This window comes from Microbacterium sp. FG3, from assembly GCF_057809335.1.
In genome coordinates this window covers 1-16,208 of record NZ_JBMDJT010000052.1, presented here as the reverse complement: position 1 = coordinate 16,208, position 16,208 = coordinate 1, and the positions used below count along the sequence as shown (strand labels likewise).

At 67.7% G+C, this 16,208-nt stretch carries 19 protein-coding genes; 4 read left to right on the top strand and 15 right to left on the bottom strand.

Annotated elements, in window-relative coordinates:
- Window positions 1-271: 271 nt before the first annotated feature.
- The 9 genes from ACODR5_RS12890 to ACODR5_RS12850 form a co-directional block, all read right to left on the bottom strand.
- Window positions 272-592, bottom strand: coding sequence for a hypothetical protein (locus ACODR5_RS12890; RefSeq protein ID WP_090586853.1), 321 nt, complete (start codon window positions 590-592; stop codon window positions 272-274).
- 527 nt (window positions 593-1,119) lie between these two features.
- Window positions 1,120-2,037: a carbohydrate ABC transporter permease gene (locus tag ACODR5_RS12885; RefSeq protein ID WP_090586852.1), complete on the bottom strand. Its 918-nt coding sequence runs from the start codon at window positions 2,035-2,037 to the stop codon at window positions 1,120-1,122.
- Window positions 2,038-2,045: 8 nt separating this feature from the next.
- Window positions 2,046-3,026 (bottom strand): carbohydrate ABC transporter permease, encoded by a 981-nt coding sequence (locus ACODR5_RS12880; RefSeq protein WP_488983858.1) that lies wholly within the window; start codon window positions 3,024-3,026, stop codon window positions 2,046-2,048.
- 7 nt (window positions 3,027-3,033) lie between these two features.
- Window positions 3,034-3,957 carry a phosphodiesterase gene (locus tag ACODR5_RS12875; RefSeq protein WP_135115567.1) on the bottom strand — a complete coding sequence of 308 codons (924 nt, stop codon included), beginning with the start codon at window positions 3,955-3,957 and terminating at the stop codon, window positions 3,034-3,036.
- An 18-nt stretch (window positions 3,958-3,975) separates the two neighbouring features.
- Complete coding sequence (locus ACODR5_RS12870; RefSeq protein ID WP_005052798.1) at window positions 3,976-4,806, bottom strand: tyrosine-protein phosphatase; 831 nt, start codon at window positions 4,804-4,806, stop codon at window positions 3,976-3,978.
- A complete protein-coding gene (locus ACODR5_RS12865) occupies window positions 4,803-6,155 on the bottom strand; it encodes an extracellular solute-binding protein (protein WP_062637299.1) in 1,353 nt (450 codons plus the stop codon). The genes ACODR5_RS12870 and ACODR5_RS12865 overlap by 4 nt, the downstream gene beginning before the upstream one ends.
- 50 nt (window positions 6,156-6,205) lie before the next feature.
- Window positions 6,206-7,345 carry an ABC transporter ATP-binding protein gene (locus ACODR5_RS12860; RefSeq protein WP_062637296.1) on the bottom strand — a complete coding sequence of 380 codons (1,140 nt, stop codon included), beginning with the start codon at window positions 7,343-7,345 and terminating at the stop codon, window positions 6,206-6,208.
- A 102-nt stretch (window positions 7,346-7,447) separates the two neighbouring features.
- Window positions 7,448-8,038: an SIS domain-containing protein gene (locus tag ACODR5_RS12855; RefSeq protein ID WP_005052796.1), complete on the bottom strand. Its 591-nt coding sequence runs from the start codon at window positions 8,036-8,038 to the stop codon at window positions 7,448-7,450.
- Window positions 7,954-8,427, bottom strand: coding sequence for a MurR/RpiR family transcriptional regulator (locus ACODR5_RS12850; protein ID WP_164743636.1), 474 nt, complete (start codon window positions 8,425-8,427; stop codon window positions 7,954-7,956). Before ACODR5_RS12850 ends, ACODR5_RS12855 begins: the two co-directional genes overlap by 85 nt.
- A gap of 60 nt (window positions 8,428-8,487) precedes the next feature.
- On the opposite strand from ACODR5_RS12850, the gene ACODR5_RS12845 reads away from it, so the two are divergent.
- On the top strand, window positions 8,488-8,838 hold the full coding sequence (locus ACODR5_RS12845; RefSeq protein ID WP_005052795.1) for a hypothetical protein: 351 nt from the start codon (window positions 8,488-8,490) through the stop codon (window positions 8,836-8,838).
- 116 nt (window positions 8,839-8,954) lie between these two features.
- On the opposite strand, the gene ACODR5_RS12840 is transcribed toward ACODR5_RS12845, so the two are convergent.
- Complete coding sequence (locus ACODR5_RS12840; RefSeq protein ID WP_045245741.1) at window positions 8,955-9,164, bottom strand: hypothetical protein; 210 nt, start codon at window positions 9,162-9,164, stop codon at window positions 8,955-8,957.
- Between the two features lie 302 nt (window positions 9,165-9,466).
- Here ACODR5_RS12840 and ACODR5_RS12835 point away from each other — a divergent pair, with 302 nt between their 5' ends.
- Window positions 9,467-10,786: an ISL3 family transposase gene (locus ACODR5_RS12835; protein WP_231729493.1), complete on the top strand. Its 1,320-nt coding sequence runs from the start codon at window positions 9,467-9,469 to the stop codon at window positions 10,784-10,786.
- Window positions 10,787-10,942: 156 nt separating this feature from the next.
- A complete protein-coding gene (locus ACODR5_RS12830; RefSeq protein WP_488983857.1) occupies window positions 10,943-11,689 on the top strand; it encodes a PDR/VanB family oxidoreductase in 747 nt (248 codons plus the stop codon).
- Window positions 11,690-11,715: 26 nt separating this feature from the next.
- Here ACODR5_RS12830 and ACODR5_RS12825 read toward each other — a convergent pair whose 3' ends face one another.
- Together ACODR5_RS12825 and ACODR5_RS12820 are read right to left on the bottom strand one after the other, a co-directional pair.
- On the bottom strand, window positions 11,716-12,129 hold the full coding sequence (locus ACODR5_RS12825; RefSeq protein ID WP_206398192.1) for a TetR-like C-terminal domain-containing protein: 414 nt from the start codon (window positions 12,127-12,129) through the stop codon (window positions 11,716-11,718).
- Window positions 12,130-12,133: 4 nt separating this feature from the next.
- Window positions 12,134-12,298 (bottom strand): TetR family transcriptional regulator, encoded by a 165-nt coding sequence (locus ACODR5_RS12820; RefSeq protein ID WP_206398191.1) that lies wholly within the window; start codon window positions 12,296-12,298, stop codon window positions 12,134-12,136.
- Window positions 12,299-12,396: 98 nt separating this feature from the next.
- Here ACODR5_RS12820 and ACODR5_RS12815 point away from each other — a divergent pair, with 98 nt between their 5' ends.
- Window positions 12,397-13,542, top strand: a complete 1,146-nt coding sequence (locus ACODR5_RS12815; protein ID WP_135115566.1) for an amidohydrolase family protein — start codon at window positions 12,397-12,399, stop codon at window positions 13,540-13,542.
- A 22-nt stretch (window positions 13,543-13,564) separates the two neighbouring features.
- Here the strand turns inward: ACODR5_RS12815 and ACODR5_RS12810 are convergent, their stop codons facing one another.
- The 3 genes from ACODR5_RS12810 to ACODR5_RS12800 form a co-directional block, all read right to left on the bottom strand.
- Window positions 13,565-14,392, bottom strand: a complete 828-nt coding sequence (locus tag ACODR5_RS12810) for an ABC transporter permease (RefSeq protein ID WP_018023058.1) — start codon at window positions 14,390-14,392, stop codon at window positions 13,565-13,567.
- Window positions 14,389-14,727, bottom strand: coding sequence for an ABC transporter permease (locus ACODR5_RS12805; RefSeq protein ID WP_488983859.1), 339 nt, complete (start codon window positions 14,725-14,727; stop codon window positions 14,389-14,391). Before ACODR5_RS12805 ends, ACODR5_RS12810 begins: the two co-directional genes overlap by 4 nt.
- Window positions 14,728-14,782: 55 nt before the next feature.
- A protein-coding gene (locus ACODR5_RS12800; RefSeq protein WP_369814516.1) for an IS3 family transposase occupies window positions 14,783-16,017 on the bottom strand; the annotation gives its coding sequence in 2 pieces (ribosomal slippage) (window positions 14,783-15,708 and window positions 15,708-16,017; 1,236 coding nt in all).
- Window positions 16,018-16,208 lie beyond the last annotated feature (191 nt).

The following is a 16,208-nucleotide window of genomic DNA, read 5'->3' as shown; positions in this document are numbered from 1 at the left end:
CCCTTCTCCGCCCGCCCGGCCTTCGCATACTCGCGGGCGAACCTCTTCGTAATCTGGCTCTTCGGACATTCGGTGGGGGTCATGGGGTGAGGGCATGTACCTGATGCCCGAGCCGACAGCCAACCGGACAGCTGTGTTGGTCTAACGCGGTGCCGTGCGATCGGTTCAATGCGAGTGCCCGCGCCTCCACAACAGTGGGCGGCGGCTTCAACTCAGAAGCGCGACCCCGAGCCCAGTCGCAGGCCCGCGCCATTGCGATGGGTGCGGCTCGTCAGTTGGCGCCGGGGAGTCCTCGGGCTAGCGGGGACTGCAGCGGTGTGAGATGCGGGATCGGGATCGGCTTCGAACGCGTCGAGGCGACCTTCCCGCTCCGCTGCGCCATGGCAGTCAGTCGAACGTCTTCGCGCGTCGCGTGATGGCTGGCTCGCAGACCCGGCCGCATCCAGATCGCCTCGTACCCGCCGCTCGCCGCGCGCTCCACGTAGGCGATCAAGCGCTCGGCGCTTGCTTCGTCGATGCCGGCGTCGCACAGCCGCCAGGCGCCCTGGCCGAGCGGCTCGAACACCAGCCTTTGTTGATCTGCGGTGATCATCAGTACCTCCAGATCAACAATGCGCTGACAGCCGTCGTCTGCATCCCCCCTTGACAACGACCCTGGCTAACGCACGTCCGGGCGCGCGACGAGGGAAGCCTGCACGTCGAATACGACGACGACGGTGCTCCGGAGCACGAGTACGCCGTACATGAGGTGACGCTAGTCCCGGTCCTTCTGCAGTGCTCCGTATATGAGTTGGTTCTCGACGGCGCATCCGATGAGCTCGCCGGACTCCCGAACGTTGAAGAGCGGGTCGGCGATTCGATCTACACCGACGCAGAGGACTACTACGTGACGGGACTGTGGGGCGACGATTGACTCGTGCGAGCGCGCGGTAGAAGCTTGGTCGGTCGTACGCGGCGCCAGCTTCGGCCAGCCATGGGAAGTCAACGAGTAGGGGCACGCTTGACGACGCCCGGAAGATCGCCCGCGACCTCCCGCTTGCGTTCGTCGCCCGCAAGGGGATCGGTGCAAGACGTCGCTGCTTTGGGTGGCTTGGTCAGTTCAGCCGTAGGGACGGTGCCTCACTTGAGTCCTGATCGCACGAAGGCGTCGACGACGTATCGCTGGAGGAACACGTAGATGAGCAGCACGGGCACGCAGGCGAGCCCGGCGGCGGCCATCGTCGCGCCCCAGTTGTTTCCCTCGGCGCTCAAGAAGCTGCGCACGCCGACCTGGATGAGTGCATCGCCCTGGCGCATGATGAGCGTCGGCCAGAGGTATTCGTTCCACGCCGAGATGAACGCCATGATCCCGAGCGCGGCGAGCGCCGGCTTCATGTTGGGCACGACGACGGTCCAGAGCGTGGCCCAGCTCGAGCGCCCGTCGAGGTGTGCGGCTTCGATCAGCTCGCGGGGGAAGGCGCGCATGTGCTGCACCATGAGCAGCACGGCGAAGGCTCCGGCGAGCTGGGGGATCACGACGCCCCCGACGGTGCCGAGCAGGCCCATCTGCGACACGAGCACATAGTTGGGGATCATCGTGACCTGGAACGGCACGAGCCACGACCCGATGAAGAGGAACATGAGCAGCTTGCGCCCGCGGAAGTCCCACATGGCGAACCCGTAGGCGGCGAGCACGGCGATGAGCAGCTGCGCCACGGCGAGCATGATCGACATCGCGAAGGTGTTCCACAGCATGTTGCCGATGGGGATGGTGTTCCACACGTAGGCGAAGTTCTCGAGGCTGAGCGGCCAGGGCAGCAGCGTCTGGTCGAGCGCGTTCTCGGGGGCGCGGAAGGCGGTGGCGAACATCCAGTACACGGGGAAGACACTGAACAGCGCGAGCATGATCAGCACGACGTGGCCGGCGATGGTGCCGAGGCGGGTGCGGGATGCCACGGCGACATCTTCCGCCGAAGCGGAAGCCGCCCGCACGCGAGCGCCCTTGTGCAGCACGGTGTCGGCGGCGAGCGCCGGCCCGGTGACGGTGACGAATGACATGGGTGGTCCTAGTTGTCGTAGAAGCTGAGCCGCTCCTGCAGCTCGAGGAAGATGAGTGCGATCACGCCGAACCCGACGAAGAAGATCACCCCGGCCGCCGACGAGATGCCCACGTCGAAGTTCTGGAACCCGAACTGGTACAGCAGGTAGTAGATGTTCGTGGTTGAGTTGGTGGGCCCGCCCTGGGTGAGCAGGTCGATGATCGGGTAGGTCCACTGCGCGGCGAGGAGGATCGTCATGAGCGACAGGAAGACCAGGGTCGGTGAGAGCAGCGGCAAGGTGATGCGTCCGAAGATGCGGCCGGCGCCGGCACCGTCGAGTGCGGCGGCTTGACCGTATTCGGGGCTGATGCCGGCGAAGCCGGCGGCGATCACGAGCACGCCGAAGCCCAGCATCTGCCACCCGACGATGACGATGACGGCCCAGATGGCGAGGTCGGGGTCGCGGAGGACGTTCGGCATGTCGACGCCGAAGTGCGCGAGCACGGTGGCGAATGCCCCCTGCTCGGCGAACAGCCACCGCCACACGGCGCTGGTGGCGACGGGGGTGATGAGGAACGGCACGAAGATCAGCGCCTGATAGAAGGTGCGCATTCGCCCCCGCACCTGCCGTGACATGACGGCGATCGCGATCGGCAGCACGAGCGAGAAGACGAAGAACGCGGCGATGTAGACGACGGTGTTCAGCAGCGCGGTGTGCAGCTCGGGCAGCGCCAGCACCTCGGCGTAGTTCGACCCGCCGACGAACGTCTTGGGGCTTGTGGGCAGCAGGTTCCAGTCGTAGAACGACAGGCCGAACGTCTGGGCGAGGGGACTGTAGGTCCAGAGGATGAGGAACGCGGTGCCCGGCAGCACATACAGGTAGGGCAGCAGGCTCTGGGGCCGAAAGCGCGAGCGGCGCACGACGGGCGCGGATGCCTCGGCCGGAGCCGCGCCCGCTCCCTCGGCCGGCGCAGCGGCGGCCGAGGGAGCGGAGACGGTGACGAACATGGGCTGACTACTCTCCCGCCGACGCGTTGACGGCGGCGAGCGCGTTGACGGCGGCGAGCTGCTCGTCGGGGGTCATGTTCATGAACGCCTCGAGCATCTCGGGAGTCATCTCGTAGACGGTCGGGAACTGCCCGATCGGCACGACGGAGTGCAGCACCCGGTCGCCGTAGACGTGCACGAGGTTGTAGGACTGGCCGCCGTCCTGGCCGCGGGCACCGGGGTAGGCGACGGCGAGGTCCTGCGTGTAGCAGGTCGCCGACGCGACCGACACGGGCACGCCCGCGAACGTGCTGGTGGTCGAGTAGTGCAGGTGACCGCCCAGGATGCCGCGCACGTCGGTGCCCCGGATGACCTCGGCGAGGCGCTCCTGGTCGCGCAGCTCGATCAGGGCGATGAGCCCGACCGGGCTCGGCACGGGCGGGTGGTGCAGCGCGATGAGGGTGCCGTCGGGCGCGGGGACTTCGAGCTCGCGGCGCAGCCACGCCAACTGCTCGTCGCTGATCTCGCCGTGGTGCTGCCCGGGCACCGTCGAGTCGAGCGCGATGATGCGCAGACCGTTGACGTCGTAGACGCGGTCGACGGGCTCGGACTGGTCGGCCTCCTCGTCGAGCAGGCCGCGGCGGAACGCGACGCGCTCGTCGTGATTGCCCATCACCCAGATCACCTGGGCACCGAGCTTCTCGGCGGCGGGCTCGACGATGGCCCGCAGGCGCTCGTAGGCGTCGGGGCGGCCGGTGTCGGCGAGGTCGCCGGTGAACACGATCGCTTCGGGGCGGGCGTTGGCCTTGGTGAAGCCGTCGAACAGCTCTGCGAGGTTCTTGTCACTGTCGATGCGCTCGTGCAGCAGGTCGCCGTCGCCCACGAAGTGGGTGTCAGAGACATGCAGGATGAAGTGCTCGGGAGCGGGATGCTGGCTCGCGATGTGCGACATGGTGTGTGTTCCTTCCGATCAGACCGCGGTGGCGGCGGGGTCGATGATCACGGCGGTGAGACGCTCGAGCTCGGTGGGGGTGAGTCCGTGGGCGAGGAGGTAGGCGCTGATCGACCCGTGCTCGCGGTCGATGCGCTCGAGCAGCGCCTCGAGCACCTCGGCGGGGCTCTCGGTGATGAGTTCGACCATTCCCGCGGTCAGTTCGATGCCGCGCTGTTCGAAGACGGCGGTCATCGCGTCTGACCACTCGCCGCGCAGGTTCTCGGCGGTGGCGGCGTAGTCGGCCACGACGTCGTCGCGGTCGACCCCGGCGGCGGCGAGCGCGAAGGCCACGACGAGACCGGTGCGGTCTTTGCCGGCGGTGCAGTGCACGAGCACCGCGTCGTCGTCGTCAGCCGCGATGATCACCCGGATCGCGTCGACCAGCTGCGCCCCGCGCTCGTCGACGATGTGGTCGTAGACGGGCACGAGTCCGACGTGCGTGGTGGCCTGCGCGGCCGGGTCGGCGTCGTCGAACACGGGCAGGTGGTGCACGGTGACCTCGAGCCCGTCGACCGCGCTCGGCGCTGTGGCGCGCTCGTCGCCGCCGCGCAGGTCGATGATGTGGGCGACGCCGATCTCGGCCAGCCGGTCGCGACCGGTCGCGTCGATGCGGTGCAGAGCATCTGACCGCAGCAGCTTGCCCCACCGGCTGGTGCCGCCGGCTGCACGGTAGCCGCCGGTGTCGCGCAGGTTGTAGAGGCCGGCCACGGCGTGGCGACGCTCACGAGGCGCCGCGGTCGCGGCATCCGGCGACGAAGCGGCCGCGGCATCCGTCGCCGAAGGCGTCAGGTCGAGGTCGATGGTCATTCGATCAGCCCCTGCGCGCGCTCGGCGGCCTCGGTCATAGTGGCGGCCGGGTCGGCGCCGTAGAAGACCGCGTCTTCGATGGCGGTGGCGAGCACCTGGTCGACCTGGGCGTAGCTGTCGCCGGGGTACGACACCCACGGCTCGAGCGCGTCGAGCTGCTCGAGGTTGGGCTTCACGAGCGGGTTGGCTTCGACCCAGTCATAGAGCGGTCCGCCCTCGTCGGCCATGCTGCTGCGCAGCGGTAGGTACCCGATCTGGGTCGAGATGATCTCGTAGGCGCGGGGGCTGGTCATGAACTGCATGAGCTCCCACGCGGCGGCCTGCTTGGCGGGGTCGGTGGCGAACATCGCGAGGAACGAGCCCGAGTTGGTGGGCACGACCGCCTGGTCTCCGAACGCGGGCAGGGTGTGAGCGTCGAGGGTCCAGCCACCGGCCTCGGCGCCCATCATGAACGCGCCCTGCACGGCCGAGCTGTTGACGTGGATCGCGGTCTTCCCCTGCGCGAACGCCTCGTACTGGCTGGTGAAGTCCTCGTTGGTGAGCACGCCGTCCTCGTACATCTCGGTGAAGGTCGCGACCGTATCGATCGCGGCGTCCGAGCCGAACTCGATCGTCGTGCGGTCATCGCTCAGCACCTGGGCGCCGTTCGAGAGGAAGAGGCCCTGCATGCACCAGCTGCCGCCGGTGACCACGCACGACACGCTCATCGAGGGGGCACCGGTGGACTCGGTGATCTGCGCGGCGGCGTCGGCGACAGCATCCCACGTCGACAGATCGACGGTCTCGGGGTCGAGGCCTGCGGCGGTGAACTGGTCTTCGTTGATCCACAGGATGGGAGTCGAGAAGACGTAGGGCAGGCCGTAGGTGGCGTCGTCCCAGTCGGCGAGCACGGCGGCGCGCTCGTGGTAGGGGTAGTCGCCCCCGAACTGATCGGCGAGGCCCTCGTCGCCCACGAGGGTGCTGAGGTTCTGCGCGCCGAGGGTGGTGGCGGCGAAGTCGAGCTCGTTGAAGGTCAGCTGCGCGATGTCGGGCGCTTGCCCGGCGAGCAGCTGCTGCTGCACGCTCGCGGCGGTGCTGGTCGACGGGCTGGGCTGGCCGACGACGGTAATGTTCGGGTTCTCGTCCATGAACTCGTCCAGCAGCTGGTTGATGGCATCCGAAAAGGTGCCGACGTTCGCGAGGTTGTACGACTCGAAGACGATCTCGACCTGCTGGTCGTCGGTCAGCTCGGTGAGCGAGCCGGATGCCGCGGGCGCGCTGCCTGCGGCAGAGCCGGCGCATCCGGCGAGGGCGGCGGCGCCGACGATCGCCGCGGTGGCGAAGACGGCGCGACGGGCACGGGTGTTCATGATTTCTCCTGGGTAGGGGTGAGGGGCAGAACGAAGGGAGGGAAGGCGGCTCAGGCGGTGACGAGCTCGTGCGCGGCCGGGTCGGCCACGGGTGCATCGGCGACCCACTCGAGCCGGCGGCCCGAGGCCCGGTCGAACAGGTGCACGTTCTCGGGCGCGGCGGTGAGCACGATGTCGTCGCCGGGGGTGGCGATGACCTCGCGCGAGGTGCGCACGTAGACCTCGCGCCCGGCGACGAGGCACGTGACGATCTGCTCACCGCCGAGGTTCTCGACCAGGTCGATGCGGCCGGCGATGCGCACGCCCCGGGTGTCGGATGCCGCGTGCGCAGACGCGATCGTGAGCTTCTCGGGCCGCACGCCGAGCACGACATCGAGGTCGGGCACGTCTCCCGGCCACAGGCCGCCGGCGATGCCGTCGGCGGTGACGGCGATGCTGCCGTCGATCGTGACGATGCGGGCGTCGACGAGGTTCATGGCCGGGCTGCCGAGGAAGCCGGCGACGAACACCGACTCGGGCCGGTCGTACACCTGCTCGGGGGTGCCGTACTGCTCGATGCGGCCGGCGTTGAGCACCACGATTTTCGTCGCCATGGTCATGGCTTCGACCTGGTCGTGGGTGACGTAGACGAACGTGGCGCCGAGGCGCCGGTGCAGGGCGGTGAGCTCGTGGCGGGTCTGGGTGCGCAGCTTCGCGTCGAGGTTCGACAGCGGCTCGTCCATCAGGAACGCCTTGGGGTTGCGCACGAGGGCGCGGCCGACGGCGACGCGCTGGCGCTGCCCGCCCGAGAGCTCTTTGGGCTTGCGGTCGAGCAGGTGGCCGATCTCGAGGCTGTCGGCGACCTCCTGCACGCGGGTCGCGATCTCGGCGGCGCCGAGGCGCTGCGTCTTGAGCGGGAACGCGAGGTTCTTGCGCACGCTCAGGTGCGGGTAGAGCGCGTAGCTCTGGAAGACCATCGCGAGGTCGCGCTTCTTCGACGGGAGGTCGGTGATGTCGTCGCCGTCGAGGTGGATGCGGCCGGCCGTGGGCTCGAGCAGGCCGGCGATCATGCGCAGCAGGGTGGTCTTGCCGCAGCCCGAGGGGCCGAGCAAGACGACGAACCCGCCGTCTTCGATGATCAGGTCGATATCACTGACGGCGGCGGTGCTCTTGAAGGAGCGACCGACACCAGAGAGCTGGATCGTTCCCATGAGTCGCCTTCTGCAAGCGACCTGACGAACCGGGGCCTTCCCGCGAAATCCGCTTGCAGAGCTATTGCAATCGAGGAAAGTGAATTTCCTGCAAACGGAGTGTCAACGCCCATCGCCGTGGTCGATAACGTCTGGCACGTCGGATGCCTCGGCGTCGGAGCCGTCGTCGGCGACGATGTCGAGCACCTCTTCGCGCACCGCGAGGCGCGCGCGGTCGGCGGCGTCGCTCATGCGGTCGGCGACGGCGATCTGCAGGGCGTTGAGCACGAGCAGCTGTACGAGCCCGCTGCCGAGAATGCCTTGATCCCACGCCTGGAAGCGCGCACCGGCGACGAGCAGGTGGTCGGCGCGGGTGGTGAGCGGGGTACGGGCGAAGCTCGTGACCCCGATCACGGTGGCGCCGGCGTCGACGGCGGCGTCCGCAACCGCGAGGGTCACCGAGTTGGCGCCACTCGAGCTGACGATGAGGCACACATCACCGGGGGCGAGCACGCGGGCGGTGAGGTGGGCGACCACGCCGTCAGCGGGCGCTTCGCAGGGCCGGCCGTTGACGGCGAACGCGACGGCCGACGCCTGGGCGGCGGCGTGCGAGGCGCCGGTGCCCGAGATCAGCAGGCGCGGCGCGCGGGCGATGGCGTCGGCAGCGGCGTCGAACGCGACCGGGTCGATCGAGGCGAGCGCGGTCTGCAGCATCCCACCCGCCCCTCGGCCAGCCACCGCAGAAAGCCCTCGGTGCCGGCGGGTGCGTCGGGCGCGGCGGTGGCGTCGGCGGCGAGGTCACGCACGAGCAGCATGCGCAGGTGCTGAAAGCTGCGCAGCCCCAGCGCCTGGGCGGTGCGGCTGACGGTGGCCGGCGACGTGTTGGCGGCTTCGGCGAGGTCGGCGCCCGACATGTCGACCACGTCGTGGGGTCGCTCGGCGCAGATGCGGGCGACGCGCTGCGCGCTCGGTACGAGCGACGGCAGGATCGAGAGGATGTGGTCGATGGTTCCGCCGAGCGGCGGCTCGTTGAGGGGCGAGTTCATGTAGCCGGTGATCACCTTTCGGGTTCGCCGCACATCGTATGGGCGCAATGCGACCACGACCCCAACCATAGGTGAACGCAGCGTTCATCGCCTCCGCTATCCGCGAAAGGCAATTTCATGACCTCCCTGCGTCCGCTCGAGCTCCCGAACAGTGCCATGCCCGCAAGGAAGTCGGCCAAGGGTGACTCGACCGAAGACGCCCACCTCGAGCGCCGCGATGGCGCCTACGATGACCGTCCGTGCGAGCCAGAGCCACGTGATCTGTCGATCCCGGCGGTCAAGCGCTCGAACGTTCCGCACGTCGATGTTCCGCTGGCGGGGGCGCCGGGGCAGCAGACACCGGTAACCAACGACGCGAAGAAGCCTGCCACGACGATGACGCCCGCAGCGCGGAACCAGAGGGCGGGGGCGACGCGCGAAACTGATCCTGCTCATGGCCCGATCAGACCGATGGCCACTCAGACGTGAAAGGGGAGACATCGCGCCCGGGCCGAACCGTCGCACGCTGACGTCCCCTCACCGCGCAGTGCCCGCAAGGGGATGGTAGATGGGCGAGCAGTTCTGGGACTCTGGTCGACGATTCTTCAGCTCGCCTGTGGAAGTCCCTGGGACAACGCCTGTCGGATTCTCCAAACAGGAAAACCGCTGAGCTGCGCAATCAAGTCCACATCGAACTCGTGCTCGAAGTAGGCCACCCGCACCGCCCGGATGCGCGACGGATTGTCACCGAAAGCCAGTGTGAACTCGGTGGCGTAGCGCTCCCAGACGCTGAACTCATACCCCGGTGCCGTCACGATGCATTCACCTCATCCCGGGTGCAACTCTCAGGAGTGGTCGCGGTGCTAATGCGATGCTACGACACCCGTGTTAACGCCAGGACACAAGGAGATTCCGGGAAAGCTCGCTACGCACGGTGTGCACCGATACGGGGATGGCCCGCCCGGGGTGCATGGTTCACACCGGGGTGACCAAGGGAATTGGGGGCTCTTCGGACATGCGGTGGGGGTGAGGCTCGCCGGGTGATGGTCGGCGGGTAGGGGTCGAGGTCCCCGAGGATCAGTAGCGCCAACTGCTGATCCATCACGAGGACCTCGACGTGCTTCACCCTACTTCGGGGTGCGCTGACGCGCGCTCTGCCGCTGATCCGTGTTACCGCTGCGATCTGCTGGTCGGTCTCGACGGCGTCCATGTCGAGCACGTTGACCGCCGCGACGGGCTGCTGATCGTCACCGTTTCGACACCGGCGGCGCCGACCGGGTGCCCGTTGTGCGGGGTCGTGGCGATCGGTCGAGGGCGCCGCCGTCGAGTGTTGCATGACGTGCCGGGCGTGACGCGGGTGCGGATCGTCTGGCGGCAACGGGTCTGGCGATGCGGCGACGTGGGCTGTGCCAAGAAGACGTTCGTGGAGCAGCTTCCCTCGCTGGTCGCTCGGCGCGGGTCGCTCACAAGGCGAGCCGTCGACTGGGCGATCGGGCAGCTGCGCCGCGAGCACGCCACGATCGAAGGACTACGTCGTCAGCTCGGGACATCGTGGAAGACGGTGTGGCGGGCTGTTGAGCCTGAACTGGTGCGGTTGGCAGCCGACGAGTCCCGGTTCGAGAACGTGACCACGCTCGGCGTCGACGAGCACATCTGGCATCACGTCGACCACCGCAAGCGGGGCCCGAAGGAACTGACCGGCATGGTCGACCTCAGCCGCGACAGCACCGGGAAGACGCGGGCCAGGCTGCTCGACCTCGTGCCGGGCAGATCGGGGAAGGCATACGCGTCCTGGCTCAGCGAGCGGGGCGAAGCGTTCCGAAAGAACGTGAAGGTGGCGGCGCTGGACCCGTTCGCGGGCTACAAGACTGCGATCGATGACACGCTCGAAGACGCGGTCGCTGTGCTGGACGCGTTCCATGTCGTCAAGCTCGGCACCGCCGCCGTCGACGAGGTCCGCCGCCGCGTCCAGCAAGACACCCTCGGGCATCGCGGTCGGAAGGGCGACCCGCTCTACGGGATTCAGACCATCCTCCGTGCCGGGGCCGAGAACCTCACCGACAAGCAGCGGATCCGGCTGACCGCGGCAATCGAGGCCGATCCTGCGCACGACGAGGTGTTCGTCGCGTGGCAGTGCGCACAGCAGCTGCGCTCTGCCTACCACGCGAAGGACCTGACCGAGGGGCGGCGGATCGCCGAGAGGGTGGTCGACACGTTCCACACCTGCCCGATCCCCGAGATCGCCCGCCTCGGCCGCACCCTCCGCCGCTGGCGTTCAGCGTTCCTGGCGTACTTCACCACGAGCCGCGCGAACAACGGCGGCACCGAGGCGATCAACGGGATCATCGAGCTCCACCGCCGCCTCGCCCGCGGCTATCGCAACCGCGAGAACTACCGCCTCCGCATGCTCCTCACCGCCGGCGGACTCACCCCATGACCCCCCCACCGGATGTCCGAAGAGCCCGTAATCTCACGGCGCGAAGCCATCGACAACTCCCTGCTCACATCGCCAGGGAACACGAATCGCTACGCGGACCTTCTTACGTGAGGCACACGCTGCCGCTCCCGGACCTTTTACGCGAGTCAAGTCGCCGTGTTGCGCGAGCCGCCGCCGAGGGGGCGCGGCGGATCCCAGTACATCCATGACTCCCTGGAGCTGGGAGCGCAGATCCAGGTGCGCGGTCCTCGCAACCATTTCGCGCTGAAGGATGCTGAACAGTACCTCTTCATCGCGGGAGGAATCGGCATCACGCCGCTCAAGCCCATGATCGATCAGGTCGCGGCAGCCGGCGCGAAGTGGAACCTCGTGTACGGGGGCCGTTCGCTGTCGACGATGGCGCTTCGCGCTGACCTCGCGCGGTACGGCGATCACGTGACGTACGTGCCCGAAGACGAGCTGGGCAGGATCGATCTGGATTCGTTGCTCGGAGCGCCCGTCGAAGGGGCGCTGGTGTACTGCTGCGGTCCAGGACCGCTTCTGGATGCCGTCGAGAACAAGTGCAGCGTCTGGTGGCCGGGATCCCTCCAGCTGGAGCGGTTCACCCCGCGCGACTCGGATCGTTCAGCGCACAACGAGGTGTTCGAGGTAGAACTCGCCCAGAGCGGCCTAACATTGACCGTGCCCCCGCACAAGTCGATCCTCGAGATCCTGGAAGACAATGGGATCCCCGTGCTCTCATCCTGTCGGTCTGGGGTCTGCGGCACATGCGAGACCGACGTGCTGGAAGGCACGCCGGAGCATCGCGACTCGTTCCTCACGGCCGAGGAGCGGGAGTCGAACGCGACGATGATGGTGTGCGTCTCGCGCTGCGCCGGACGCCGGCTGCTCCTCGACGTCTGATCCGCCTGCGCTCGCCGAACGACCCGTCATCGATATGTGCGGGGTCGGGTCAGCGGTAGGAGGATTTCGTCGACCATCGCGGCGATGTTGCCGGGATCTGTGCGTCCGGCCATGTGTTCCAGCACGAGCAGCTGCAGACCGACGGCCGCGACCCGGGGCGTGAGCGCGTCGCGGTCGACCTCGCCCCGCTCCACTCCTGCGCGCAGTACCCCGAGGATAACATCCATCAGCGGCTCGATCACGCGCTGCTGAACGGTCCAGAATAGCTCCGGGTGGTCGCGCCTTCGCGTCATGATGGGCTCGAGCGCGCGCCCACGCGGTTCATCGAGTGCTGCGGCGAACGCCGTGAGCACCGCTCGCAGATCGCCCGCGACCGTCCCCGTCGTGGGAGCCGTCGGTGGCTCGAAACCCGCCTCCGGATCGGTGAGCGCCGCGAGCACGAGTTCACCGGTGGTCGACCAGCGCCCGGTACAGCGATGCCTTGCCGGCGCTGGCACGCGCCGCGATCCTGTCGAACGCCAGTTTGTCGAGATTCGACTCGGCGAGCTCCTCCAGCGTCGCCCGATAGATCGCGCGCGTCAGCAGGGCACCTCGTCGCCGCGTCGTCATCCAACGATTCTTGCCTACGGGGAGCCGAGTCGTGGTACGTTGGCCGCGATAGTGAACAATAATGTCTCGTATCTACATCTCCTCGAACGGAGCAGTTCATGACGGATTCCACGCTCGGCGCAGTCTCTGCGACCGCGATCACGAACACCAGGGTCTTCGACGGACACAGTCTGAGCGCCCCCACGACGGTCGTCGTCCAGCCCGACGGGCGCATCGGTGACGTATCAGCGGATGCGGTCGTCGTCGGTGCCGCTGTCGTCAATGCGGAAGGTACGGTGCTCCTTCCTGGCCTGATCGACTGTCACATGCACCTGAAGGGGCGCGAGTCCCTCGAGACGCTCGCCACGTACGGTGTCACCACCGGCCTGGACATGGCGACATGGCCCGCATCACAGTTCCAGTCGTTGCGGGGACTGAGGGGAGTCGCTGACTTCCGCACCGCCGGCATGGCGGCGACATCTCAGGGCAGCACGCACAGCCGCATTCCGACCTATCCGGACGTCGCGCTGGTCGATTCCCCCGACAAGGCGGAGCGGTTCGTAGAGGTGCAGGTGGCAGACGGGGTGGATTACATCAAGATCATCGCCGATCTGCCCGGTCCCACCCAGGACGTGCTCGATGCACTCGTGGCTGCTGCGCACGCGCGGGGGCTCAAGGTCATCGCGCACGCAGCCCTGTACGAAGCTGTGCGTATGAGCCTCGCTGCGGGGGCCGACATGATCACCCATGCTCCACTCGACCGCGCGCTCGACGATGCGACGGCTGAGACGATGCTCGCCCAGGGCACGGTGTTCATCCCGACCTTGACGATGATGAAAGGCATCGCCGCGAATCTCACCGCAGCGGGCGTTCCCGGTGTGAGCTATGCACACGCCCACGAGAGCACGCGCGCGATGCATGCCGCGGGCGTTCCGGTCCTGGCCGGCACCGACGCCCACATCGGGTCCTTCGGCGAGAGCATGCACGACGAAGACGCCTACATCGGGCTCCTCGAACGGGCAATGCCGCCATACGGCGAGAGCATGCACGACGAACTCGCTCTGCTCGTGGACGCCGGCCTGTCAACAGCCGAAGCGCTGCGCGCTGCCACCTCGACGGCCGCGCACGCGTTCTCACTCGACGATCGGGGGGCGATCACCCCCGGATTGCGAGCCGACCTCGTGCTGGTGGACGGCGATCCGCTCACCGACATCGCTGCCGCGCGTCGCGTTCTGCGTGTGTGGTGCGGCGGCATCGAGGTGTGAGGGCGTCCTCTCGACCGCGGTGTCACTCCACGGCGGTGTTCGCGCCGTGGTGCCACGCGAGCACCCGGTTCTCGACGACGATGAGCAGCAGGTTGAACACGTACCCGAAGATCCCGATGAGCACGATGCCCGACCACATGTCCGTGATCGCGAACGACCTCTGCGACTGAAGAACGAAGACGCCGATCCCGTTGCCTCCCGCCATCATCTCGCTCACGACGACCATGATGAGCGCGAGCGAAAGACTCGTGCGCATTCCGGCAAAGATCTGCGGAGCTGCCGCGGGAAGTGCGACCTGCAACTCGTAGCGGAACCAGTGGATGCCGTACACCCGGGCGGTCTCGCGCAGTCCGGGGTCCATTCCTCTGATTGCAGCTTCGGTATTGAGGAGCACGGGCCAGAGGCAGATGAAGGTGATCAGAATCACCTTCGCGGTGTCGTCGAGGCCCAGCACGATGATGACGAGGGGAATCAACGCGACCGCAGGGATCGCGCGCAGGAACTCGAGCACGGGTGCGAACATCGCCTGGAGGCGGTGCGCCTGACCGAGAACGAACCCCACGACCACGCCGATGACCACAGCGCCGATGAACCCGATCATCATCCTGGAAAGACTCGGCAAGACGTCGCTCGCCATCCGCGCGAAGAGCCAGTTCTCCTGGAAAGCGACTAGAACACCTGTGAGCGGCGGGATGAAATATAGACCGGCGGAGGCCGTCCAGACACCCACTGCGACGACCACGAGTACCGGGAATGCGACCTCGACGGACAGCAGTCGATAGCGCCGACGACGGATGGCTCTTGACTTGTCTGCCAGCGCCTCGGTCGTCGCAACATCCATGGCGGTCATGGTGCAGCCTCTCGATAGGTGGGGTGCCACCGGAGAAGGCGGCGTTCGACGATCTGGAGCAGGACGTTGAGGATGACGCCGATAAGCCCCGCGGCGAAGACCAACGCGTACAGCGTGACGACAGCGCCACTGGATTGGGCGAGCAGGATGTCTCCCCCGATACCTGGTGAGCCGATCACCAGTTCTGCGGTCACGGCCACGATTAGCGCAACCGTGGCAGCGATCCGAAACCCCGTCGCGAGATACGGCAGTATCGCAGGCAGCACGATGGAGCGAAGCTGAAGGCGACGCGGAATGCGGAATGACTGCGCGGTCGCCGTGAGTGTGGGATCGATTGCGCGAAGCCCCTAGGGGCCTTGACCCCGGATCGTGGACACGGTGTCATTTCGGTTATGCCGCTTCCGTGAGGATAGCGAAGGTGGCGGTCTCGTAGGCGTTCGGGGTGATGTTGCCGATCGCGGAGTGGCGCCTGCGGGTGTTGTAGCGGTTCGCCCACCGGAACACGGCCCGGTAGGCCGTGGGCGCGTTCGGGAACGCGGGTCGGCCTTCGAGCAGTTCGCGCTTGAGGGCCGCGTTGAAGCTCTCGGCGAGGGCGTTGTCGGCCGACGAGCCGATCGCTCCCATCGACTGGATCACCCCGAACCGCTCGCAGAGGCCGGTGTAGGACTTCGAGGTGTAGACCGAGCCGTGGTCGCTGTGGAACACGGCCCCGGCGAGGGAGCCGCGCTCGCGCCATGCAGCCTTCAGCGCGTCTTCGACGAGCTCGGTGCGCATGTGGCTGGCCATCGCCCAGCCGGCGAGCTTCCGTGACCCGAGGTCGATGCAGGACGCGAGGTACAGGTTCGTGCCGTCCTCGATGGGCAGGTAGGTGATGTCGCCGACGTAACGGCGGCCCGGCTCCCCGGTGGAGAAGTCGCGGCCGATCAGGTCCGGGAAGCGCCGCCCCGACTGGTCCGGAATCGTGGTCTTCACCCGCTTGCGCAGCCGGATCCCGGCCAGGCCGTGCTGACGCATCACGCGGGCCACGCGCTTGTGGTTGACCCGCTCACTCTCGGCAACGCCCTCGTTGAGGTCGGCGGTGATCCGCGGTGCACCCAAGGCGCGGTCCCCGCCCTGCTGCGGGTCCTGCAGCGCCCGGATCCGGCCAGCGAGGGCCGCATCTGCCGACTGCCTCGCGGCACGTCCGGGGGCGGCGGACAGCCACGCGTAGAACGACGACCTCGCGATCTCGATGACCTCACACAACCGCTTCACGCCGTAGGCGTCCTTGTGATCCTCGACGAACTGGAAGCGGTTCACCAGCTCGTCTCCCCGGCGAAATACTTCGCCGCCTGACGGAGGATGTCCCGCTCCTCCGCAAGCTTGGCCTGCTCAACCCGGAGCGCCTGGTTCTCAGCCTCCAGCCGCGCGATCCTCGCCGCCTGCGACTCCGCCCGCACCGCCGCCGGAGCGACCGGGCTTCCGGTCGTCGTGGTCCCGGAGCCGAGCTTGTCGACCCACTCCTTCAACGCGCCGCGGGACACGCCGAGATCCGCCGCGATCCCCTTGAGCGTCGCCCCGGGCGTGGACTCGTACAAGTCCACCGCTCGGCGACGGAACTCGTCCGTGTAGTTCTTCCTGGCCATCCTTGGATTCTCGCTCCCCCCAGCATCGTGCTGGAATCAGCGTGTCCAAGATCAAGGGTCAAGCCCCCGGCTCGCTCTCGCACGCCCGCGACCTGCAACACCCCTGCGCTGCCCCGATGCGCCACGAGAAGGAGCCCCGTCTTGCCTCATGTCAATAGGTCCGGGAGCGGTTGACGCGTGCCTCACGCAAG

Excerpts from the sequence above, each read along its gene's own strand:
- ACODR5_RS12890 (WP_090586853.1), bottom strand. The coding sequence starts at position 592 with ATGATCACCGCAGATCAACAAAGGCTGGTGTTCGAGCCGCTCGGCCAG.
- ACODR5_RS12885 (WP_090586852.1), bottom strand. The coding sequence starts at position 2,037 with ATGTCATTCGTCACCGTCACCGGGCCGGCGCTCGCCGCCGACACCGTG.
- ACODR5_RS12880 (WP_488983858.1), bottom strand. The coding sequence starts at position 3,026 with ATGTTCGTCACCGTCTCCGCTCCCTCGGCCGCCGCTGCGCCGGCCGAG.
- ACODR5_RS12875 (WP_135115567.1), bottom strand. The coding sequence starts at position 3,957 with ATGTCGCACATCGCGAGCCAGCATCCCGCTCCCGAGCACTTCATCCTG.
- ACODR5_RS12870 (WP_005052798.1), bottom strand. The coding sequence starts at position 4,806 with ATGACCATCGACCTCGACCTGACGCCTTCGGCGACGGATGCCGCGGCC.
- ACODR5_RS12865 (WP_062637299.1), bottom strand. The coding sequence starts at position 6,155 with ATGAACACCCGTGCCCGTCGCGCCGTCTTCGCCACCGCGGCGATCGTC.
- ACODR5_RS12860 (WP_062637296.1), bottom strand. The coding sequence starts at position 7,345 with ATGGGAACGATCCAGCTCTCTGGTGTCGGTCGCTCCTTCAAGAGCACC.
- ACODR5_RS12855 (WP_005052796.1), bottom strand. The coding sequence starts at position 8,038 with ATGCTGCAGACCGCGCTCGCCTCGATCGACCCGGTCGCGTTCGACGCC.
- ACODR5_RS12845 (WP_005052795.1), top strand. The coding sequence starts at position 8,488 with ATGACCTCCCTGCGTCCGCTCGAGCTCCCGAACAGTGCCATGCCCGCA.
- ACODR5_RS12820 (WP_206398191.1), bottom strand. The coding sequence starts at position 12,298 with ATGACGACGCGGCGACGAGGTGCCCTGCTGACGCGCGCGATCTATCGG.
- ACODR5_RS12815 (WP_135115566.1), top strand. The coding sequence starts at position 12,397 with ATGACGGATTCCACGCTCGGCGCAGTCTCTGCGACCGCGATCACGAAC.
- ACODR5_RS12810 (WP_018023058.1), bottom strand. The coding sequence starts at position 14,392 with ATGACCGCCATGGATGTTGCGACGACCGAGGCGCTGGCAGACAAGTCA.